Annotated in this window: 20 protein-coding genes; 12 read left to right on the top strand and 8 right to left on the bottom strand. The window is 64.7% G+C overall.

The genetic code is table 11. The annotated features are described in order from the left end of the window. Positions 1 to 39: 39 nt before the first annotated feature. From F6X42_RS19690 to F6X42_RS19675, 4 genes are read left to right on the top strand one after another with little or no spacing between them, the layout of a single operon-like run. Entirely contained in the window at positions 40 to 189 is a 150-nt protein-coding gene (locus F6X42_RS19690) for a hypothetical protein (RefSeq protein ID WP_187635820.1), read from the top strand. After that, entirely contained in the window at positions 186 to 1,391 is a 1,206-nt protein-coding gene (locus tag F6X42_RS19685) for a paraquat-inducible protein A (RefSeq protein WP_187635819.1), read from the top strand. The genes F6X42_RS19690 and F6X42_RS19685 overlap by 4 nt, the downstream gene beginning before the upstream one ends. After that, the gene (locus tag F6X42_RS19680) at positions 1,388 to 2,683 is read left to right on the top strand and encodes an MlaD family protein (RefSeq protein WP_187635818.1); all 1,296 of its coding nucleotides are present in this window, start codon (positions 1,388 to 1,390) and stop codon (positions 2,681 to 2,683) included. The genes F6X42_RS19685 and F6X42_RS19680 overlap by 4 nt, the downstream gene beginning before the upstream one ends. Next, positions 2,680 to 3,315 (top strand): PqiC family protein, encoded by a 636-nt coding sequence (locus tag F6X42_RS19675; protein ID WP_187635817.1) that lies wholly within the window; start codon positions 2,680 to 2,682, stop codon positions 3,313 to 3,315. The genes F6X42_RS19680 and F6X42_RS19675 overlap by 4 nt, the downstream gene beginning before the upstream one ends. 123 nt (positions 3,316 to 3,438) lie before the next feature. Here F6X42_RS19675 and F6X42_RS19670 read toward each other — a convergent pair whose 3' ends face one another. Beyond that, positions 3,439 to 3,798: a protocatechuate 3,4-dioxygenase gene (locus F6X42_RS19670; RefSeq protein WP_187635816.1), complete on the bottom strand. Its 360-nt coding sequence runs from the start codon at positions 3,796 to 3,798 to the stop codon at positions 3,439 to 3,441. Continuing rightward, the gene (locus F6X42_RS19665) at positions 3,795 to 4,640 is read right to left on the bottom strand and encodes a gallate dioxygenase (RefSeq protein ID WP_187635815.1); all 846 of its coding nucleotides are present in this window, start codon (positions 4,638 to 4,640) and stop codon (positions 3,795 to 3,797) included. The genes F6X42_RS19670 and F6X42_RS19665 overlap by 4 nt, the downstream gene beginning before the upstream one ends. Before the next feature lie 392 nt (positions 4,641 to 5,032). Between F6X42_RS19665 and F6X42_RS19660 the strand changes: the two genes are divergently transcribed. The 3 genes from F6X42_RS19660 (at position 5,033) to F6X42_RS19650 (ending at position 7,898) form a co-directional block, all read left to right on the top strand. Continuing rightward, positions 5,033 to 5,734 carry a GntR family transcriptional regulator gene (locus F6X42_RS19660; protein ID WP_187635814.1) on the top strand — a complete coding sequence of 234 codons (702 nt, stop codon included), beginning with the start codon at positions 5,033 to 5,035 and terminating at the stop codon, positions 5,732 to 5,734. Next, positions 5,731 to 7,038, top strand: coding sequence for a LysR family transcriptional regulator (locus F6X42_RS19655; RefSeq protein ID WP_187635813.1), 1,308 nt, complete (start codon positions 5,731 to 5,733; stop codon positions 7,036 to 7,038). Before F6X42_RS19660 ends, F6X42_RS19655 begins: the two co-directional genes overlap by 4 nt. Positions 7,039 to 7,301: 263 nt before the next feature. Further along, a complete protein-coding gene (locus tag F6X42_RS19650; protein ID WP_187635812.1) occupies positions 7,302 to 7,898 on the top strand; it encodes a putative pterin-binding protein in 597 nt (198 codons plus the stop codon). Here the strand turns inward: F6X42_RS19650 and F6X42_RS19645 are convergent. After that, the gene (locus F6X42_RS19645; RefSeq protein ID WP_187635811.1) at positions 7,893 to 9,926 is read right to left on the bottom strand and encodes a tetratricopeptide repeat protein; all 2,034 of its coding nucleotides are present in this window, start codon (positions 9,924 to 9,926) and stop codon (positions 7,893 to 7,895) included. The genes F6X42_RS19650 and F6X42_RS19645 overlap by 6 nt on opposite strands. 237 nt (positions 9,927 to 10,163) lie before the next feature. Between F6X42_RS19645 and F6X42_RS19640 the strand changes: the two genes are divergently transcribed. From F6X42_RS19640 to F6X42_RS19620, 5 genes are all read left to right on the top strand, one after another. After that, positions 10,164 to 10,574, top strand: a complete 411-nt coding sequence (locus F6X42_RS19640) for a DUF2946 domain-containing protein (RefSeq protein WP_187635810.1) — start codon at positions 10,164 to 10,166, stop codon at positions 10,572 to 10,574. Between the two features lie 82 nt (positions 10,575 to 10,656). Further along, positions 10,657 to 13,044 (top strand): TonB-dependent receptor, encoded by a 2,388-nt coding sequence (locus F6X42_RS19635; protein ID WP_187635809.1) that lies wholly within the window; start codon positions 10,657 to 10,659, stop codon positions 13,042 to 13,044. Between the two features lie 71 nt (positions 13,045 to 13,115). Next, on the top strand, positions 13,116 to 14,621 hold the full coding sequence (locus F6X42_RS19630; protein ID WP_187635808.1) for a PepSY-associated TM helix domain-containing protein: 1,506 nt from the start codon (positions 13,116 to 13,118) through the stop codon (positions 14,619 to 14,621). A 99-nt stretch (positions 14,622 to 14,720) separates the two neighbouring features. Then, the gene (locus F6X42_RS19625) at positions 14,721 to 15,515 is read left to right on the top strand and encodes a DeoR/GlpR family DNA-binding transcription regulator (protein WP_187635807.1); all 795 of its coding nucleotides are present in this window, start codon (positions 14,721 to 14,723) and stop codon (positions 15,513 to 15,515) included. Beyond that, positions 15,512 to 16,657 carry an MFS transporter gene (locus F6X42_RS19620; RefSeq protein ID WP_187635806.1) on the top strand — a complete coding sequence of 382 codons (1,146 nt, stop codon included), beginning with the start codon at positions 15,512 to 15,514 and terminating at the stop codon, positions 16,655 to 16,657. The genes F6X42_RS19625 and F6X42_RS19620 overlap by 4 nt, the downstream gene beginning before the upstream one ends. A gap of 6 nt (positions 16,658 to 16,663) precedes the next feature. Here the strand turns inward: F6X42_RS19620 and F6X42_RS19615 are convergent, their stop codons facing one another. The 5 genes from F6X42_RS19615 to F6X42_RS19595 form a co-directional block, all read right to left on the bottom strand. Next, positions 16,664 to 17,530 carry a sterol desaturase family protein gene (locus F6X42_RS19615; protein ID WP_187635805.1) on the bottom strand — a complete coding sequence of 289 codons (867 nt, stop codon included), beginning with the start codon at positions 17,528 to 17,530 and terminating at the stop codon, positions 16,664 to 16,666. 769 nt (positions 17,531 to 18,299) lie between these two features. Next, a complete protein-coding gene (locus F6X42_RS19610) occupies positions 18,300 to 18,527 on the bottom strand; it encodes a hypothetical protein (protein WP_187635804.1) in 228 nt (75 codons plus the stop codon). 96 nt (positions 18,528 to 18,623) lie between these two features. After that, a complete protein-coding gene (locus tag F6X42_RS19605; RefSeq protein ID WP_187635803.1) occupies positions 18,624 to 18,767 on the bottom strand; it encodes a hypothetical protein in 144 nt (47 codons plus the stop codon). A 58-nt stretch (positions 18,768 to 18,825) separates the two neighbouring features. Continuing rightward, positions 18,826 to 19,113 carry a hypothetical protein gene (locus tag F6X42_RS19600; protein WP_187635802.1) on the bottom strand — a complete coding sequence of 96 codons (288 nt, stop codon included), beginning with the start codon at positions 19,111 to 19,113 and terminating at the stop codon, positions 18,826 to 18,828. A 259-nt stretch (positions 19,114 to 19,372) separates the two neighbouring features. Continuing rightward, positions 19,373 to 19,705, bottom strand: a complete 333-nt coding sequence (locus tag F6X42_RS19595) for a DUF2322 family protein (protein WP_187635801.1) — start codon at positions 19,703 to 19,705, stop codon at positions 19,373 to 19,375. Positions 19,706 to 19,721 lie beyond the last annotated feature (16 nt).

Below are 19,721 nucleotides of genomic sequence, written 5' to 3'. Positions count from 1 at the left end.
CCCGGCGTGCCGATGTCGTCCCGGGAACGCGCCTTGCTAATGGAGGACAAGAAACTGGCGCGTGCCAGCGCGCCTGCCGTGCATTCACGCGTCAAACGGCGCTGGGGGGTCGAGGGGATGATCGGCGAAGCCTCTTTCGCAACACACTGCCCGCCTGAAAACGGACAGCCGATGGAGAACGTCGCATGACGATCGGCTGCCCCGAATGTGGCGCGCTGGAAGACATCCCGCCGCTCGCCGCACATTCCTACGCGCGTTGCCGCACCTGTCACTTTCCGCTCGAGCGGCGTAACGGTCGAAGTCAGGGCGCGGCGCTCGCCTGCGCGACGTCGACCTTCGTACTGCTGTTTCCCGCCAACCTCGCGCCACTGATGTACGTCCACATGCTCGGCGCCGAGCGCTCGTCACTGCTGTCGTCGGGCATCGTCGAAATGTGGAACGGCGGCTGGTTCATTCTTGCGCTGCTGCTCGGCACGTTCGGTATCGTGCTGCCATTCATCCGTTTTGGCGGCCTCGTGGTCGTCCTCGTCGCGCTACGGCTCGGCTGGCGTACGAGGAGAATCGGCGCGCTATTTCGCTGGACCACCTCGCTCGATATCTGGGCCATGCCCGATGTCTACCTGGTCGGCTGCTTCGTCGGTTACGCGCGGGTGACGCAGAATCTGACCGGCACGATCGGCCCTGGCGGCTACTGCTTCATCGCCGCGGCACTGCTGTCGATGCTCACGCGCGCCTCGCTCGATCGAAGAACCGTGTGGCGCGCGATCGCGGCGGACAACCCGTTGCCGGAACACGAAGCGTCGTTGTGCTGCACGGTCTGCGATCTGGTCGTGCCGATGTCGCAGGAGGGGCGTCCCTGCCCTCGCTGCGGATTGATGTTGCGCGCTCGCAAAATCGACGCCGTCGTGCGCGCGTCTGCGCTGTCGCTCGCCGCGCTGGTGCTGACGATCCCGGCCAACGTCTTTCCGATGACCAGTTCGATGCAATTCGGGCAGACCCAGTCGCACCGGATCATCGACGGCGTCTACCAGCTGTTTCATGTGGGCCTGTGGCCGCTCGGCATTCTGATCATCTGTACGAGCATCGTCATTCCGGTGGCGAAGATTCTGGGCATGGCATGGTTCGTCGTCTCCGTTCGGCGCCATTCGCGTCGGCATCTGCGGGTCAAGACGCATCTGTATCGCCTGATCCACGAGCTCGGTCGATGGTCGTTCGTCGACGTGTTCACGATCGCGGCGTTCGTGCCGCTGATCCAGTTCGACAGCATCGCGTCGGCCCGACCCGCCATCGGCGCAACCGCGTTCGCGCTGGTCGTGTTGCTGACCATGGCCGCTTCGCACGCGTTCGATCCGCGCCTGATGTGGGACGTCCAAGGGCGGAGCAAGCGATGAGCGGCACCCGTCCCCGTCGCTCGCAGGCTCAGGTGCGCCGCAGCCCGTGGCCCGGCTGGATCTGGGCGGTGCCGATCGCGGCCTTCGCGATGGCCGGATGGCTCGGTGTTCGCGCGTTGATGCATCAGGGCGAGACTGTCACCGTAACGTTCGACAACGCGTACGGCATGAGGGCCGGCGACACGATCGTCACGCTGCGCGGCGTGAAGGTCGGCGCCGTATCGGACCTTACGCTCGCGCCCGATGGCCAGCATGTGCAGGCCGAGCTCAAGATAGATCGCGCCGAGAAAAAGTATCTGCGCAGCGAGACGAAGTTTTTCCTGCGCGGCGCGCACGTGGACCTCAGCGATCCGACGTCGATCAAGGGCGTGCTGTCCGGCCCCGAGATCGTGATGGAGCCGGGGGCCGGCGAACCGGCGTCGCATTTCGACGGCGTCGATCGCCGCCCGGCGCTCGCGCCGGGACACGGCCCGGTCGTCACTTATCTGGTGCGATTCGACGGCGCCGTCGGCGAACTGAAGAATGGTGCCGATGTGCAATTGCGCGGTTTCGACGTGGGCACCGTCACTAGCGTGCGCCTGAACTACGACGCGCGCACGGGCGCGCTGAGCACTCCGGTGCAGATCGCGCTGAATCCGTCGCAGCTCGGCATCGTCGGCGCGCCGCCGCCGGCCAACGGCAACTGGCGCCCGCTCGTCGACAGCATGCTCACCCGCCTCGTCGCCACAGGATTGCGCGCGCGCTTGTCGCAAGATCCGCCGGTCGTCGGCGCCGACAAGATCAACCTCGACTTCGTGGCGGGCGCGCCGGCCGCGACGCTCGCCAGCGAGGACGGCCTGCCGGTGATTCCCAGCGTCGCGCCCGCGAATCTCGACGCGACGATGGCCAAGGCCAACGAGGTGATCCAGAAAATCGACGATCTTCCGATCAGGCAAACCGGCGAACAGGTTCGCAGTATCGCCGCGCGTATCAACACGCTCAGTTCGTCGCCGCAGATCAAGGACAGCTTGACGCACATCGACCGCTCCGTCGCGCAGATCGATCGCACGTTGCAGCAGGTGTCGCCGCAGATCGGTCCGCTCGTCACGCAGCTGCACGAGACCGCGAACGCGGCCGATCGCACGGTTGCCGCGGCGAACCGAACGCTCGGCGGCGACGCGTCGAGCCAGAACGACCTGCCTGCCGCGTTGCAGGAACTGACCGACACCGCGCGCTCGATTCGGGCGCTGGCCGACTATCTCGACCGCCATCCCGAGGCGCTGGTTCGTGGCCGGCAGCAGGAGGCTCAATGATCACGAAGGTCACGTTTTCCGTCAGACGCGCCGTCGCCGCGTCGATCGCGACGCGCGCCGGGACGGCGGCGCTGGTCGCATCCGTCGCGGCGATGACGCTCGCCGGATGCGGACACAGCATCCCGACACGCTATGTGACGTTGAACCCGATGCCCGCCGACGCGCCCGCAGCCATGGCGCCGATGACACCGATTCAACTGACCGCCGTGCACATTCCCGCGGTGCTCGATCGGCTCGAAGTCGTCACGCTGGTTTCGCCGAACCGCCTGACGATCGACGAAAGCGACCGGTGGGGCGCACCGCTCGCTGAGATGATGCGCAGAACGCTTGCCCAGGACTTGCTCATGCGCCTGCCTGCCGGATCGTTCGTCGTTCCGGATGCACCGGCGCCGCCCGGCACGCGCAGGCTGGTCGTCACCGTGCTGAACGCCACGGCCGACGCGAGCGGCACGCTGACGCTGCAGGCCGAGTGGACCCTGTTGGCCGGGCATTCGGACCAGGCGACGCAGCGGCAGCAGGTGACGCTCAACGCCGCGATCCACGGACACGATGCGCCCGCGCAAGCCGCCGCGTTGAGCGACGTTCTCGGCGAGTTGGCCGACCGGATCGCGGCTTCCGTTGGCGCGCGCTGACCGAACGCATCGAGTTTCCGAACAACCCGAACGGCGCGTCGGAAAGTCAACGCTACCGCCGAACTTCAAATGGATTGCCCAGCGGACCGTGCTGCGTGGATGCGCGCCTTCGACGCCCGGCCTTTAAACAGCGTCGGGCACCTGGCGGGTCTTCAGAAACGCTTCGAGCGTTTCGCCGCGCATACTCGCGTACATGCCGAGATTCGTGATCTTCACCACGCGTGCGAACTTCTCGAGCACGAAGAAAGACACCCCATAACGGATCAGGCCAAGCCAGTCCGTGTTGTCGACCAGCGCGCGTTCTTCCGGCGTCAGGCAGGCCGCATCGTAAGAGGCCGTGCGGTTTTCGAGCCACAGTGCGCGCGCCGACGCTTCGCGCATCTGCCAGAAAAAGCGGTTCAGGCGCATCGCCTTCATGCTCTGGCGGATATCGAAAGGATAGGTGCCGGTCAGTTCTTCGACGCCAACCAGTTGCGGATTCAATACGCCACCTCTTCTTCGTAGATCGTCACGGCCATCGCAGTGCTGGTCGCGAGATAGTAGTTGCGATGCAGTTCGCGGACCTTCCGGCCCAGCGCGCCGCGCATCGCGAGCCACATGATCGTCTCGACGCTTTCGGCGCCGCCGAGGCGCACGTAGTCGACGTGCTTCATCGCGGCAAGACGCTCCGGATCGTTGACGATCAGGTCGAGGAACTCCATGTCCCATTCGGTGTTGTTGAAACCACTGCGCTCGCCATGCACCTGATGCGACAGCCCGCCCGTGCCGACCACCACGACCTTCAGATCCTGCTCGAACGATTCGATCGCGCGACGCAGCGCCTGGCCGAGCCGGTAGCAGCGATTCGCGGTCGGCAGCGGATACTGCAGCACGTTGACTTCGAGCGGCACCAGCGACACCGGCCAGCCGCCCTGATGCGGCAACATCAGCGACAGCGGCGAATTGACGCCGTGATCGAGCGCGCGGTCCTGGAAGACGGTCAGATCGAATTCGTCGGCGACCAGTTGCTCGGCGATATGGATCGCGAGATCCGGATGACCGGCGATGTCCGGCAGCGGACGCTTGCCCGCGCCTTCATCGGCGAATTCGTGGTTGGCCGACACGCCGAGCGCGAAGGTCGGATAGCAGTCGAAGAAGAAGCTGTTCGCGTGGTCGTTGTAGAACATCACCATCACGTCGGGCTTCTGCCCGGCCAGCCACTGCGCCACCGGTTCGTAGCCTTTGAAAAGGGGCGCCCATGCCGGTTCGTCCTGCTTGCCCTTGTCGTACGCCAACCCGATCGTGGGTACATGAGACGTGCCGATACCACCAATGATCCTTGCCATTTTCGTTCTCTTCCGTCACTTCGTGCTGATGCCAATTGGATAGGTCGCCGGGTTCAATGCGCTAGCCAACGCGACCGTCTTGGGATACAAACATAGAAATTGTGCAGCGATTCCGGAAGTGCGGGTATACCGCGAGCGGCACCGGGTTGATGGGTGAAAACCCGGTATCCGGGCGCTCGTCGAGCGGGTGAGCCGCGCCGCGACCCACGCCGCGCAGGGCTTCCTCGGTATCCCAACGCACGTGCGGCAAGCCTTCCGCCGCGCTCCCGCAACTCAGCACGCGATAAATAAAACAGATGGCCGGGAAAACAACTCGCAACGCACTGTTTTAAGGCTTGGAGCGGTGCTGCACGCGTGGCTATACTGCGGTGCTTCCGAAGAGCGACAAAACGATGAACGAGACGACCCAGCAAGCGATTGTGCAGACCTTACGCGAGAAGATCCTGTCGGGCGAACTGTCGCCCGGTCAGCGGCTCGTCGAAGCGCAGCTTGCGCAAATGCTCGGCGTGTCGCGCACGCCGCTCCGTTATGCGTTGAGCGTGCTGTCTTCGGAAGGCCTGCTCGATCGCTCGGGCTCGCGCGGTTACGTCGTGCGCCGCTTCAGCGTGCGTGACGTCCTCAACGCGATCGACGTGCGCGGCGTGCTCGAAGGACTCGCCGCGCGCTCGGTCGCCGAGAACGGCATGAGCCCCGCGCTAGCCGCCGCGCTCGACGAATGCCTGCGTGAAGGCGACGAGATCTTCGAGCAAAAGCATCTGCAGCCGGGCGACGACGTGCGCTACGCGCAGATGAACGGCCGCTTTCACGCGCTGATCGTCGAAGCGGCGCAGAACCAGGCGGTCACAGCCGCGCTCAGTCTCAACGACAAGGTGCCGTTCGTGTCGCCGTTCACGATCGCATTCGACGAATCCGCGCGCGATCGTCAATTGATGATGCTGATATACGCGCATCGTCAGCATCATGCGATCGTCGACGCGCTGAAAAAAGGCGAAGGCGCGCGCGTCGATGCGTTGATGAAGGAGCACACGCATATCTCGAAGGAGAGTCTGAATCTGTCGCTGCCGTCGTTGCATCTGATCGCGGGCGCGGCATGAGCAACGACACGCTTTGCGCCGCAACCAGCCAGGCGGTCGCCAAAGCGCCGCTGTCGGTCAGCGGCAAGGACCTGCTCAATCTCGCGCAGCTGCGCGCATTTCGGCTCGTCGCCGAGATGGGCAGCGCCACGCGCGCGGCGGCCGCGCTGTTTCGCGCGCAGTCGGCGGTCACGCGTTCCGTGCAGGAACTCGAGTCAGCGCTCGGCGTACCGCTGTTCGATCGCGGTCCTTCGGGCATGCTGCCGACCCCGGTCGGCCGCGCGGTGCTGCATCGCTGCGAGCGGATCTTCGCCGAACTCGAAGAACTCACGCAATGGTGCGCCGCGCGACAGACGCGCCGCCGGCCCGTCGCGGAAGGCGCATTGCCGGCGTATCTGCTCAACACGCGGCGGCTGCAACTCTTCGTGGCGCTCGCGCGGCATCGGCATATGCCGAGCGCGGCGAAAACCTTCGGCATCAGTCAGCCCGCGGTGAGCACGGCGATCCGCGTGCTCGAAAGCGGCTCGGGACTGAGTCTGTTCCATCGCAGCCCGCGCGGCATTCTGCTGACCGCCGAGGGCGAAACGTTTCTGCTGCACGTACGCCGCGCGCTGAACGAACTGCGACACGTACCCGACGATATCGCCGCATTGCACGGCAAGATTCAGGGCTCGGTGACGGTCGGCGCGTTGCCGCTCGGACGCACGCTGATCCTGCCGAAGGCGATCGCGCGGATGACGTCCGAGAATCCGGGCGTGCGGGTGGTCACCGACGAAAGCGCGTACGAGACGCTCGTGGCCGGTCTGCGCGCGGGCGACATCGACTTCATTCTCGGCGCGCTGCGCGATAACGACGCGACGAGCGGCCTGAGAAACGAGAGGCTGATGTCGGAAGACATGGTGGTGCTGGTGCGCCGCGATCATCCGCTGACCCACGTGCGTGATCTGACCATCATGGGTCTGCGCGACGCGCAATGGATTCTGCCGCGCATCAACGCGCCGGCGCGTGCGCTGTTCGAAACGCAATTCAGGCGGATGAAGGTCAAACCGCCTCTGCCGACGGTCGAGACCGCCGACCTCGCGGTGATTCGCGGTCTGCTGCTCGGTACCGACATGGCGGCGGCCTTGTCGGCGCAGCAGTTGCACTACGAGATTCAGTCCGGCCAACTGGTGGTGCTCGACGTACCGCTGCACAACACGAGGCGCGACATCGGCCTCACCATGCGCGCGGCAGGCACGCCGTCGCCGGCCGCGCGCGCGTTGATCGACGCAATCCGGCTGTCGGTCGTCGATGTGACGCGCACGGTCAGTATCCGCGCGAGCTGAGCGCTTCGAGCGCTTCAAGCGCTCAGTTTGCTCAACTATCGCTGCCGGGGTCCGGCAGGTTGTCGAAAAACGCGCGCCAGTCGAACGATTGGATCGCCACGCAAGGAACCGTGCCAGCTGCGGCGCGAACCGCATGCGGAAATAGCATAGCGAATGACGCGCAAATAACGCATGGCGATATCCGCTGTCACGACAATGCTCCGACAATAGAGGGCGCGCGAGCCTCGCCAGGACGCGCCTCAACGACACCCGGAGCAAGTGTAATGAACAAACGCCAGTTCCTGACGAGCGCCGCGGTGCTGGGCGCGGCAACCGCGCCGGCATTCGGCGCGAAGCGCGAGCACGCGCAATGCGCGCCCTCTCCCGTGATCCTGACGATCTCCGGCGCGATCAAGCACAGCAATCGCGGCGCGCTCGATCCGGCTTTCGATCAACTGCTGGCGAAACATCAGGTGAAGTTTTCGCAAGCTTATGGCGTCGATCTGCCGTTGCTCGCCAGCATGAAGACCGTGATGATCCATCCGACGACTGAATACGATTCGCGTCTGCATACTTTTAGCGGACCGCTGCTCAGCGACGTGCTCGCACATGCCGGTGCGCCCGACGCGGGCAACACACAAATCGTCATGCACGCGGTCGACGGCTACGCGGTGATGACGACGCTCGATACGGTGCGCGCGTATCGCTTCATCGTCGCGACGCAAATGGACGGCAAGCCACTGGCGCTCGGTAGCGTAGGGCCGTTATGGGCGATCTACGACGCGGACCGAATTCCCGAACTCGCGGGCAAGCCGCTGAAGGACCGCTTCGAATTGTCGCCGTGGGGCCTGTATCACATGCAGATCACAGAGGCGTCATAGCGCGCCACCGAAGCGCTCGACGCAGGCCTGCCGCACGCGCTCGACCGAGTTCGACCAATCCTCGCCCGGCCCACGCCGGAACAGACGCAGCGTATGCGGGTACCACGGCGAATCGTCGCGCTCGTGCATCCAGCGCCAATCGACATCTCTTTCGGGCAGCATCACCCAGCACAGCTTACCGAGCGACGCGGCCAGATGCGCGATCGACGTATCGACGCAGATCACCAGGTCGAGTTGTGCGACGATCGCCGCGCTGTCCGCGAAGTCCGTCACGCTCGCGCCGAGGTCGAGCAGTGGCTGCGTGACTGGCGGATTGCGCGCTTCGTCCTCGCCCTGCCCCTTCTGCAAGCTCACGAAGTTCAGACCCGGCACGCTCCACAGCGGCGCGAGCGTGGCGAGCGACGGAATCGAGCGATTCGCGTCGTTATGATGCCTGGCGTTGCCCTTCCAGACCAGGCCGACTCTGTGGCCGGGCGGCAGCGCATCGAGCGCGGGCCGCCAGCGTTCGACGAGCGCCGCATCGGCGCTCAATCGCACGGGGCGCGGAATCGTCTCCAGCGTCGTACGTAAATACAGCGGCACGCTCAGCAGACTGGTCCAGCAATCGTAGGTCGCGACACGCGCGAGCGCGCCGTCGTGGTCGAGCATCGCATCGACACCGTCCGCGTTCGCGATCAGCCGATGCAATGCCGGCACGCACGCAAACGCGATATGCGCAGCCCCCAATGCCTTCAATAAAGGAACATAGCGGCTGAATTGCAGCATGTCGCCGAGGCCGTCTTCCTGCCACAGCAGCACGGACTTGCCCGCGAGTGGCTCGCCCGACCATTGCGGACAAGTGAGCATCGTCTTCGTCTTTCGATGAATGAAATGCGGCTGCTCATAGCGGCATTCATAGAGGGGCCAGCCCTCCTCGAAGCGGCCGAGGCCGAGCAGCAACACGGCGAGGCTGAAACGCGCCTCGCCATAATCGGGTTTTAAAGCAATGGCCTTCCGATAGGCGCTTTCTGCGTCGGCAAAGCGCCCGAGTTGCGTCAGCGCGTTGGCAATGTTGGAGTGCGCCTCGGCGAGTTGCGGCGACACCGCGAGCGCTTGCCGGAACGCGTCGAGCGCTTCCGGAAAGCGTTCGAGCACGCGCAGCACGCAACCGAGATTGTTGTGCGCATGGGCAAGCGCAGGCTGACAGCGAATCGCGTCGCGGTAAGCCTGCCCGGCTTCCTCGAAACGCTCCTGCCTGAACAGTGCCACGCCGAGGTTGTAATGCGCCTCGGCGTAATCCGCTCGATGCACGAGCGCTTCGCGGTACGCGGCTTCGGCTTCGCTCACCCGATCGAGATCGACTAGCACCGCGCCAAGATTGAGATGCGCTTCCGGGTACTCGGACCGGATAGCCAGCGCGAGCCGGCAAGCCAGCTCCGCTTCCGCGAGACGCTGGGTCGCCTTCAGCACACCGCCGAGGTTATTGAGTGCTTCCGGATACTGCGGCTTCAGCGTCAGCGCCTCGCGAAATGCGGCGTCCGCTTCCGCGAGACGCCCGAGTTCCATCAGCACGCTGCCGTGGTCGTTGTGCGCTTCGGCGTGGTCGGGGCAAATCGTCACCGTCTGCCGATACGCCGCCTCCGCTTCGGCGCGGTAGCCGAGCCCGTACAGCACGTTGCCGAGCTGGTGATGCGCGTTCGCGTCGAGCGGGCGCAGCGACACCAGTTGCCGATAGGTCGATTTCGCGGCCGACAGGCGGCCGAGCGTTCTGAACAGCGAGCCGAGGCTCGCGTAGACGTCCGCGTAGTCGGGCTTCAGATACAGGCACTGCCGCCAATAGTTCTCCGCGTCGGTCCATTGAAGCAGCGCGAACGAGCACGTGCCGGCGATGTTCAACGCATCGGCGCGCTGATCGGTCGGCAACGTGCAATCTTCGAGCAGCGGCGCGACGAGCGGCAATGCGTCGGCGAACTGCCCGGCCGAACATAACGACACGGCCCGCTGGTTGATGTCGGCGATCGAAGAAGCAGGCGTCTGCGTGAGTGTCATGTGTCGTGGCGATGTTTCAGCGGCGTGGTTGTGCAGCGGGTGCGCCGCCGTTGCGCGGTTGCGCTGTTGTTCCGATACGCGCACCTCGCGCGATTTCACAGCATAAGCGACTCGCCTGTGCGTCAGCGCCTCGAAATAAGCGCATTTTTACCGTTTAATCCGCCGCTATAGCCGTCATGACGAATGAAAGGATCGCGCGGTGATGCTAGAATCGCCCCCGCCTTTTCTTCGACGATCATGACTCGACGCTCGCACAACCACCTGACCGCATGGCTTGGCCTCGTCGCCATGTGGCTCGTCGTGTTCGCGCCGCTCGTGAGTCAGTTGCTCGAATCGGGCCGCGCCCACGAGCCGGTTGCCGCGCTGTGTTCGGCCCTGCATCCGGCCGGCGCGAGCGATACGAGCGATACGAGCGTCGTCGCTCAAACCAGCCCCGCGCCCGTGCATCTGAGCCACGACGATGCATTCGGCGCGTGCGGCTACTGTCATCTGCTCGAACATCACGTCGCGATGCCGACGCTTGCCGTCATCGACCCCACGGCCGCGCTGCCGCTGGCCGGCACCGCGCCGCCCACGCTGTCCACCCGCTTCACGCCGCTTGGCGCGTTCCCGTCGGGACGTCCACGCGCCCCACCTGTCGTTTCCTGATCGCTGCCGGTCCTGATCGCGGATTCGTCGCTGATGTCGACGAGGCCTGCGATCGCCTGTTCAATGCATCGAGGAAACGCTCATGTTCAACTTCGCGCTGCGAAGGCTGTCTTCTTGCGTCCGTCGTGACGCTGTCGATTGCGCTCATCGCTCGATTCGTCGTCCCATTCGTTGGCCCGCGCTGGTGCCAGCTTTCGTGCCGGCTTTCGTGCCTGCTTTCGTCGCAACATCCGCGCAAGCCGCCGACGCAAACGCCGACGCAATGCTGCCCGCCGTCAGCGTCAATGCGAGCGCAAGCACGAGCGCCGCACCGCGTGCCGTCGACCCGAATCTCCCCGCCTCCGTCGAAACCGTCATACGCGATCAGTTCGCGAGCTGGAACGTCGTCAACAGCGAGGACGTGCTCAAGTACATGCCGAACCTGGCGGTGCGCAAGCGCTTTATCGGCGACCTGAATTCGATCATCGCCGTCCGCGGCACGAGTAATACGCAGAGCGCGCGCGGTCTCGTCTATGCGGACGGCTTGCTGCTGAGCAACCTGCTCGGCAATAGCTATTCGTTTCCGCCGCGCTGGTCGATGGTGAATCCCGACGAAATCCAGCAGGTCGACGTAATCTACGGGCCGTTTTCCGCGCTGTATCCTGGCAATTCGCTCGGCGCGACCGTGCTGATCAGCACGCGCATGCCGAAGCAGTTCGAAGCGAACGCCGACGTCAAGGCATTCACGCAGCACTTCAGCCTGTTCGGCGTGAACCGGAGTTTCAACGGCAGCGAAGCGAGTGCGTCGATCGGCGACAGGATCGGCAAGTTCTCTTATCGGCTCGGCGTCAATCATCTCGAGAACACGAGTCAGCCGCTGCAATTCGCGACGCTCGCGCAATCGACCATTCCCGCAAAGGCGGGCGACAAGCCCGTCACCGGCGCCTATTTCTACCGCAACCAGACCGATACGCCGACGGCCGTGCTCGGCGTGAACGGCGAAGGCATCGAGCACACGGTGCAGGACCTGTTCAAGCTGAAGATGCAGTATGACTTCACGCCGACACTGCAGGCCGGCTTCACGCTCGGCTACTGGCATCAGACATACAGCAGCGAAACATCGACGTTCCTGCGCGACGCGGACGGCAACGCCGTGTATAGCGGCAACGTGTCGATCAACGGTGATCACTACACGATTCCGGCGGCCGCGTTTGCGCCGGGTCTCGGGCACAGCGAGAACTGGCTCTACGGCGTATCGCTGAAAACGCGCAACGCGACCGGCTGGAACGGCGAGGCGATCGCATCGTATTACGACATCGGCAATAGCGTCGCACGCACCGCGAATGCCGGCGGCCCCGGCAATGGCCCCGGCACCGTGCTGTTCGGCGACGGCACCGGTTGGAAAACGCTGGACCTGCGCGGGACCTATACGCCCGCGATCAACCAGGCAGGACCACGCAATCACACACTGAGCTTCGGCTACCACTACGACAACTACTTCGTCGACAGCCAGACCTACAACACGCTGGACTGGCGTGACGGCGACACGACCTCGTTCGCCAACGCGTTCACCGGCAAGACGCAGACGCAGGCCCTGTATGCACAGGACGTGTGGCGCCTGGTGCCGCGCTGGAAGCTCGTCTACGGCGTGCGCTATGAAGACTGGCAAGCCTACGATGGCGCGCAGTCGCTGCCGGGCACGACCATCGCCTACGGCAATGCCAGTCAGCGTCGTTTTTCGCCGAAGGCGTCGTTATCGTTCGATGTCAGCGACGATCTGACTTTACGCGCATCGATCGGTCGCGCTTATCGCTTCCCGACAGCCAGCGAACTGTTCCAGGGGCAAATCAATGGCTCCGCGATCGTCAACAACAATCCGCATCTGCAGCCCGAAGACGATCTGTCGAAAGAGCTGAGCGCCGAATGGGCGCACTGGAATGGCGTGTTCCGCCTGTCGCTGTTTCAGGACGACGTGAAGAACACGATCTTCAGTCAGACCGACACCACCGTGATTCCGAACGTGACGAACTTCCAGAACATCGGCAAGGTCCGCTCGCGCGGCGTCGAAACGAGCTATTCGGGCGAGGACGTGTTCGTGCACAACCTCGATCTGCTGGCGAGCGTCGCCTACACGCAGTCGAAGATCCTCGAGAACGCGCAGAATCCGGCATCGGTCGGCAAGTACTTTTACCGCATTCCGCTGTGGCGCGCGACGCTCGCCGCGACCTGGCACTTCGACGCGCGCGCCGCGCTGACGCTTGCCGCACGTTACTCGGGTCGCCAGTACAACACGCTGACGAATACCGACACGAATCCCAACGTGTTCGGCGGCACCAGCACCTATACGGTCGCCGACGCGAAGTTCACGTTCAAGCCGACGAAGCTCAGCGAAATCGGCATCGGCGTCGACAACCTGTTCGATGCGCGCTACTTCGTCTACCACCCGTATCCCGGCCGCACGTTTTATGTCGAAGCGAAGCTGCGTATCTGAGTGCCGCGCAACGCGCCGCGAATCGCTTGTCGCACGCAAACACATCGCCCCATTTGCCCCACGAGGATTTCATGTCCACAACTCAAACCGCCGAACGCGCGCGCCCGCAAAACAGTACAACAGTTGCCGCGACGAGCGGCCCGGTACATCCAGGCTATCGAACACTGTGGCGCTGGCATTTTTACGCGGGCCTCTTCGTGATGCCATTTCTACTCGTGCTTGCGATCACCGGCACGCTGTACTGCTTTCAGCCGCAGCTCGAGCCGCTGCTTTATCGACAGCAAATGGTCGTCGCACCGCAAGCAGTGCCGAGGCTGCCCGACAACGCGTTGCTCGCGAAAGCGCGCGCGGCGATGCCGCCCGACTCGGTCGCGACGACCGCCGTGATCACGCGCGATCCGCAACGCAGCGCCGAATTCGTGTTTCGTCTCGCGGACCGCACGCAGCAGAGCGTCTATCTGAATCCGTACAACGGCGATGTGCTGGGCACGCTGAGCGTCGAGCGTCGCTTGATGCAGGCGGATCGCATGCTCCATCGCAAGTTGCTGCTCGGCAAGCCCGGCGAACTGCTGATGGAATTGGCCGCATGCTGGACCCTCGTGATGATCGGCACCGGCATCGCACTATGGTGGCCGCGCGGCAAAACGACCGCGCCCGCCGTGCTGCTGCCGCGCTTGGCGCTGAGAGGACGCCCGCTGTGGAAAAACCTTCACGCAGTGATCGGTATCTGGCTCGCGCTCGGCGCACTTGCATTCGTATTGACGGGTCTGCCGTGGACCGGCTCATGGGGCAAGCAGTTCAAGGCGTTCGCGACCGCGACGAAGCTTGGCGCGCCGCCGGGCGCGTGGGGCGGTTTGCCGTTGCGCTCCAGCGTGCCGGGAGCGCAAGCGGACCACGCCGACCATGCGAGCGCGACGGTCGCGCATGCCATGCACGCCGACATGGACTCGATGCCCGGCATGGTCATGGACGACCTGCCGTTGCCGCTGAAGCCGTGGGCCGCGGGCGACGCGCGTGTGCCGTCTTCCGTGGCCACCGCTGCGGCTCGGCCGCTGTCGCTCGGCCATATCGTCGCGCTCGCCGCGTCGCTCGGCCTCACGAACGGCTACAGCATCGTGCTGCCGAACTCGGCAACCGGCGTCTACACGCTTTCCTATTTCCCTGCGAATCCGCAACATGAACGCACGCTGTACGTCGACCAATACAGCGGCGCGATCCTGCGGGACATTCGCTACGGCGATTACGGCGCGATCGCGAAGGCCGTGTCGTACGGTACGTCGTTGCATATGGGTCGCTTCTTCGGCATCGCGAACCAGATACTGTGCGCGGCCATTTCGCTCGGCCTCGCCGCGCTTGCTGTGACCGGCTTCGTGATGTGGTGGAAACGTCGGCCGCAACGCTCGCTCGGCGCACCGTCGCGCGAGCGCGGCGCGCCGCCGATGCGCGGCTGGAAAACCGGCCTCGTGCTGCTCGGCATCTTGTTCCCGCTGATGGGCGCGACGCTCGTCGCGGTATGGCTGCTCGACCGGCTGGTTTTCGGCCGTGACTCACGACCCGAACCGCACCGCGTGGCGTGAGATCAAGACGAGCCGGGGCGCACCGCTTGTGCCCCACGAGCGTTTACGATACATTTTGCTCGTTTATGATCGATTTATGCGAGAACGGAGACGAGCCCCATGCAGCGAACCAGGGAAGAAGCGATCAACGGGCTACTGCCCGAGCAGCGCGAAGCGCTGATTCTGCAGCGTTTGCGCACGCATGGTCGCGTGCTCGCGGCCGAGCTTGCCGCCGAGTTGCAGACCTCCGAGCACACGGTGCGCCGCCATCTGCGCGATCTCGCGGACCAGGGCCACTGCAAACGCGTGTACGGCGGGGCGTTGCTGATGTCGCCCGCCGACAAACCCGCGGCACTGCGCATGCGCGAAGCCGTCGACCGCAAGGCACGCCTTGCCGCGGCGGCCGTATCGATCGTTCGTCCGAAGCAGATCGTGCTGCTCGACGCCGGCTCGACGAACGTCGCGATCGCGGCGGCGCTACCCGACAACGCCGGCCTGACCGTCGTCACGAATTCGCCCGAGGCCTGCGCGCGCCTGCTGAACCGCCCGGGATTCGACGTGATCCTGGTCGGCGGCCGCATCGCGGGCGGCGCGGCGGGCGCGCTCGGCGCGACCGCGCTGCTGCAGATCCAGCAGATCCGCGCGGACCTCTGTTTTCTCGGCGCCTGCGCGTTCGATCCCGACGAAGGCGTGGCCGCGTTCGACGCAGAGGATGCCGAACTGAAACGCGCGATGGTCAAAGCGAGCGGCCAGATCGCCATCGCGCTGACCTCGGAAAAGCTGATCACCGCGGCGCCGTTCGCGGTAGCGCCGGTGTCGTCGGTCGATCATCTGTTCGTCGAAGCGGACGTGCCGGGCGCTCGTGTCGCGAGCCTGCGGGCCGTCTGCGATAACGTGATGGTGGCACGCCCATGAACTCACTCGCCAGGGAACGCATCGCGACGCTCGCCGTCTTTCTCGCCAACGGTTTCGGCATCGGTGCATGGGCGGTCGAGGTGCCGCGCATCAAGGAAAGCCTGGCGCTCAGCGACACCTCGCTCGGCATCGCGCTGTTCTGCTTCGCGCTCGGCGCCATCGTTGCGATGCCGCTCGCGGGACAACTCGCGCCGCGCGTCGGCAGCGGCCGCGCCACCGCGCTGCTCGGCGCGACGTTCGCCATCGCGCTGCCGTTGCCGGCAGTCGCGCCCGGCATGCCGACTCTGTGCGTGGTGCTGCTTGCGCTCGGCGCGTCGAACGGCGCGCTCGACGTGTCGATGAACGGACATGCGAGCGCGATCGAAACCCGCTGGCGCGCACCGATCATGTCGTCGTTTCATGCCGCGTGGAGCGCGGGCGGCCTGCTTGGCGCGGCGAGCGGCGCGCTGCTGCAGAAAGCCGGCATCGGCGTCGTGGGCGGACTGCTCGCGCCCGATCTGTTCATTGCAGTCCTGATCGTTTTCGCCGCGTCGTTCGCGTTGCGCGATATCGGCCCGCGCGCGGCCGCCGCGTCGAGCGGCTTCGCATGGCCCGACAGCAGCGTGATGAAACTCGCGCTGCTTGCGTTCATGTGCATGCTCGTCGAAGGCGCGGTGGCCGACTGGAGCGCGGTGTACTTGCGCTCCGCCTTGAATCAGGAAGCGAGCGTCGCTGCGATCGGCTACTCCGCGTTCGCGTTTTCGATGGCTGCCTGCCGGATCGCCGGCGATGCGTCGGTGCGACGCTTCGGTTCGAGCAAGGTCGTCGCGCTCGGCGGACTGATCGCGCTCGCCGGACTCGCGCTCGTGCTGAGCCTGCCGACCGTGCTGACCGCGTGCGTCGGCTTCGCGATGGTCGGTATCGGTCTCGCGAATATCGTTCCGGTGATTTTTAGCGCGGCGGGTCGCTCGAGTGCAACGCCCGCGATCGGCGTGTCGATGGCGGCCACGTTCGGCTATGCGGGCTTTCTGGTCGGGCCGCCGCTGATCGGTTTCGGCGCTGGCGTGCTCGGCTTGCGTGCGGCGTTGTGCGTGCTCGTGATGGCCACGCTGATCGTGTCGCTGTTGGGCGGCAAGGCGGTGCGTGGCGCACAACCCGCGTAGCCAGCGCTATTTCGCTTCCTTGTCGAACACGGCAACCGGCTTGCGAGCGGGTAACGCATCGCGTCCCGCGTGCTGCCCCAATGGCCAGCTGAATGCGCCGAGCAATGAGTGCGGTTGCTTGCGGTCGTCGAGACCGGTGGCGGGCCATTCGTGCTTCGCAGGCACCCAGCGCGTGCCGAATACGTGATCCCACATCGGCAATAGCTGCGCGAAGTTGTGATTGAAATGCTCGGCGCGAATCGAGTGATGCAGACGGTGATACTGCGGATTGTTGATCCACGTGACGTAGCGGCCGAGGTCCACGCGCAGATTCAGATGCTCGAAGTAGTTGCCGGACATGAACACGATCGACGTCGCACCGACGATCCACGGCTCGACCTTGAACAGTACGCCGACGAGCGGATAAAGCAGGCAGCCCTTGAGCAGCACCTCAATCCAATGATGCCGCAACGTGATCGTCACATTGAAATCCACCGCGCTATGGTGCAGCGAATGCAGCTTCCACAGGATGGGCCACGTGTGCTGCAAGCGATGAAACGCGTATTCGAGGAAATCGATCGTCAGCAGCACGATCACGAACGAAGCGAGCGCGCCCCACCCGCGCGACACCAGCACCACCATCCCGCCGCCGAGCGCATTCACGATCGCGACGCTCGCGGCCGCCGTCAGCGGCTTGGTGGCTTCCACCAACGCCAGATACAGGCCCGCGTACGCCATGTTCAGACGCTGGCCCGCGCGCGATTGCAGCAACGCGGCCGGCCAGCGACGCTCGAGCAATGCGCCGAGGCCCATCATGACCAGCGCGAGCGCATAGCCTTGCAGCCACAGGCTCGCGTGGTGCAGCAATGCGGGAAATGGGCTCGACGCTAACATGGAATTCCCTGGTGCCGCCGATGCGGACCGTGTCGGGCTGTCTGTGGCAAACAGCAGACGCGCCGCGCCGGATACGACAGGAGCGTTAGCATGATCTTCGCAGTGCGCCGGTCGGCGCGCAAGCGCCCTTTGGCGGGGTCCACCGCGACTTCGGATTCGCCCGCTAGCACGGAAAAAAGGCGGGGTCATCGCTTCACGCTGTCACGATCGCGAGCGGACGGTCGATGCTGCGCATCGTCCGCTCGCGTCGTCGTTGTTTGTCGACATCCGTTTAGTGTTGGCCCCGCCGCACCTCGCAAGCCGCGCCAAGCTCCCCGAGCGCGAATCACGAAGACTTTTGCTGCCGTCGGTATTTATTCCCTGCATGAAATCCCGGCTGCAACATTTGTAGTTCTTGTGCCTTCCTTAGAGCAACGGTTATGCCATGCTGGGTCAAAGCCTTGCCACACATGGACGGATCCGTGCCGATGCACTTCGCCGCGGGCCTGATCGCACGCGATGCATCGGAAATGAGACGCCGCGCGGATGCCCCGACGCCTTCTTGCTGGCTTCGCACACGTCGTTCGACGCGCGCGGGAAAACCCGAACGCGCATTGACAGAGCAAGTTTTGCGACGCGTACCGGCGGAACCGCCGGCGCGTCATGCGACGAAACAGTGCCTGCGTCCTGCGGACTGGCGTGTCGCAAAACTGAGACGGCAAACGGCTCATAGCAGCGCGTTCAATTGCACGACGCGCGACTCGAACTGCCGAAATTCCTCGGCGGCAAGCTAAGACAACGAAGCAAGCATGTTGGACAGGCGCCGCACGTGGGCCTTGAACGCGTCGCTCGTTTCGCGGTTCGTGGTGGGATTCAGATGCGAGCTTTCGGCGAGTTGCGCCTGCTCGTGAAAGTCGTTGGCGATTCTGCGCCTGATATCGTCAGGCAGCGACCGCACGATAGAGACCAGCAAAGCCTCTTCGGCATGCAACATGCCGAGAATCGAATGGGCGTCCATACGAGAACCTCCGGGGGAACATCGTCGATGGCGGCCGGCGGTGGCGCCGGCGCTCCTCATGTTACCCCGTTGGTTCCGCGTCGTTGGCAGTGCGGGTTACTCAGCGATCGAATAGCGCGACGGACGCGCACGCGGCTGTTTCGCCTCACGCTCGACGTGCGGAGTCGCGCCACGGATCAACAGAATCGCGCAAACCGCGACCATCGCCCAGATGCAGAGAATTACGGTCAAAACGCTCATGTCAGCTTCCGGAACGTCGGAACTACGGGTTAGTACGGTGATGCTGCCGCGTGGGCAGTCAATGCAGCGTGGAGCGCTCAGGCGCACCGAACAGCAGTTCGTCGATCAGGGCGGTGGTGAACGTCAGCTGCGTCTCGAGCGATTGGCGCGCGGCTTGCGCGCCCGCTTCGTCGCTGCGAGCGACGGCCGCGTGCGCCCGGGTGGCGAGACGCAGGATGGCTTCGGAACCGCGTTGCAGTTCGCGCATCGCGTCGTCTGGACCGGGCGTCGGCTGATCCCATTCCGAGGTGGCGAGTTCCGGCAGGTCGGCGTCGAGCCGGCGGGGCTTGTTGTGACGGGAAGACATGCGGGGCTCCTGACGGAAAATCGCGATATACGCGACGGGATGAATTCAGTGTGCGCCGCCCCCGCGTGTTTCAATTCGGCGAACAGAAGCCGAATGTGAAGCCAATCCGGGAGCTTCGAGAAAAACAAGGGGTTTTTACCGAGCAATCACCGCTTGCGCGCCGCGAATCCAGTCGCCGGGGGCGGCGTTGGTTCGCGGCAGCGGGGGAAAACGTCCATCTTGGGGATGCGGAAAAAGCGGAATACGACTTTGAGCGGCCTTAAGCTGCCGGAACGACGTCGATGCGCAATGCCTCGCCGCCAGCGGCAATCGCCAGCAGGTGGTCGACGTTCGGATGCGCGCCCGGACGGTTGCGCGCGTCGGCCGTGTGCTCGGCGAACAGCGCGAGGCCGTATACGGCCGCCTTCGCATCGAGCGTGCCGAACGCGCGGCGCAGGTGGTTGTACACCGCGAGCGAGCCCTGCTTGCCCGGCTTGTTCTCGATGCTAGCGACCACGGCGCCGCTGCCATTGACCAGATCGATGCGTGCGATGCCGTCGATCGCCGGCATTCTGACGAGATTTTCCTTGAAAACGTTGCTCGGTTCGATCACTGAAACCACTCCTTCC

This window comes from Paraburkholderia podalyriae, from assembly GCF_014397785.1.
Classification (GTDB): Bacteria; Pseudomonadota; Gammaproteobacteria; order Burkholderiales; family Burkholderiaceae; genus Paraburkholderia; species Paraburkholderia podalyriae.
Note: the sequence above shows the minus strand (reverse complement) of the source record. Positions and strands in the feature narration are given on the sequence as shown.

What these genes read in the sequence shown, in the direction of transcription:
- F6X42_RS19690 (WP_187635820.1), top strand. Translation starts at nt 40, where the DNA reads ATGGAGGACAAGAAACTGGCGCGTGCCAGCGCGCCTGCCGTGCATTCA.
- F6X42_RS19660 (WP_187635814.1), top strand. Translation starts at nt 5,033, where the DNA reads ATGAACGAGACGACCCAGCAAGCGATTGTGCAGACCTTACGCGAGAAG.
- F6X42_RS19605 (WP_187635803.1), bottom strand. Translation starts at nt 18,767, where the DNA reads ATGAGCGTTTTGACCGTAATTCTCTGCATCTGGGCGATGGTCGCGGTT.
- F6X42_RS19655 (WP_187635813.1), top strand. Translation starts at nt 5,731, where the DNA reads ATGAGCAACGACACGCTTTGCGCCGCAACCAGCCAGGCGGTCGCCAAA.
- F6X42_RS19650 (WP_187635812.1), top strand. Translation starts at nt 7,302, where the DNA reads ATGAACAAACGCCAGTTCCTGACGAGCGCCGCGGTGCTGGGCGCGGCA.
- F6X42_RS19620 (WP_187635806.1), top strand. Translation starts at nt 15,512, where the DNA reads ATGAACTCACTCGCCAGGGAACGCATCGCGACGCTCGCCGTCTTTCTC.
- F6X42_RS19640 (WP_187635810.1), top strand. Translation starts at nt 10,164, where the DNA reads ATGACTCGACGCTCGCACAACCACCTGACCGCATGGCTTGGCCTCGTC.
- F6X42_RS19645 (WP_187635811.1), bottom strand. Translation starts at nt 9,926, where the DNA reads ATGACACTCACGCAGACGCCTGCTTCTTCGATCGCCGACATCAACCAG.
- F6X42_RS19610 (WP_187635804.1), bottom strand. Translation starts at nt 18,527, where the DNA reads ATGGACGCCCATTCGATTCTCGGCATGTTGCATGCCGAAGAGGCTTTG.
- F6X42_RS19685 (WP_187635819.1), top strand. Translation starts at nt 186, where the DNA reads ATGACGATCGGCTGCCCCGAATGTGGCGCGCTGGAAGACATCCCGCCG.
- F6X42_RS19635 (WP_187635809.1), top strand. Translation starts at nt 10,657, where the DNA reads ATGTTCAACTTCGCGCTGCGAAGGCTGTCTTCTTGCGTCCGTCGTGAC.
- F6X42_RS19600 (WP_187635802.1), bottom strand. Translation starts at nt 19,113, where the DNA reads ATGTCTTCCCGTCACAACAAGCCCCGCCGGCTCGACGCCGACCTGCCG.
- F6X42_RS19615 (WP_187635805.1), bottom strand. Translation starts at nt 17,530, where the DNA reads ATGTTAGCGTCGAGCCCATTTCCCGCATTGCTGCACCACGCGAGCCTG.
- F6X42_RS19625 (WP_187635807.1), top strand. Translation starts at nt 14,721, where the DNA reads ATGCAGCGAACCAGGGAAGAAGCGATCAACGGGCTACTGCCCGAGCAG.
- F6X42_RS19680 (WP_187635818.1), top strand. Translation starts at nt 1,388, where the DNA reads ATGAGCGGCACCCGTCCCCGTCGCTCGCAGGCTCAGGTGCGCCGCAGC.
- F6X42_RS19630 (WP_187635808.1), top strand. Translation starts at nt 13,116, where the DNA reads ATGTCCACAACTCAAACCGCCGAACGCGCGCGCCCGCAAAACAGTACA.
- F6X42_RS19675 (WP_187635817.1), top strand. Translation starts at nt 2,680, where the DNA reads ATGATCACGAAGGTCACGTTTTCCGTCAGACGCGCCGTCGCCGCGTCG.
- F6X42_RS19665 (WP_187635815.1), bottom strand. Translation starts at nt 4,640, where the DNA reads ATGGCAAGGATCATTGGTGGTATCGGCACGTCTCATGTACCCACGATC.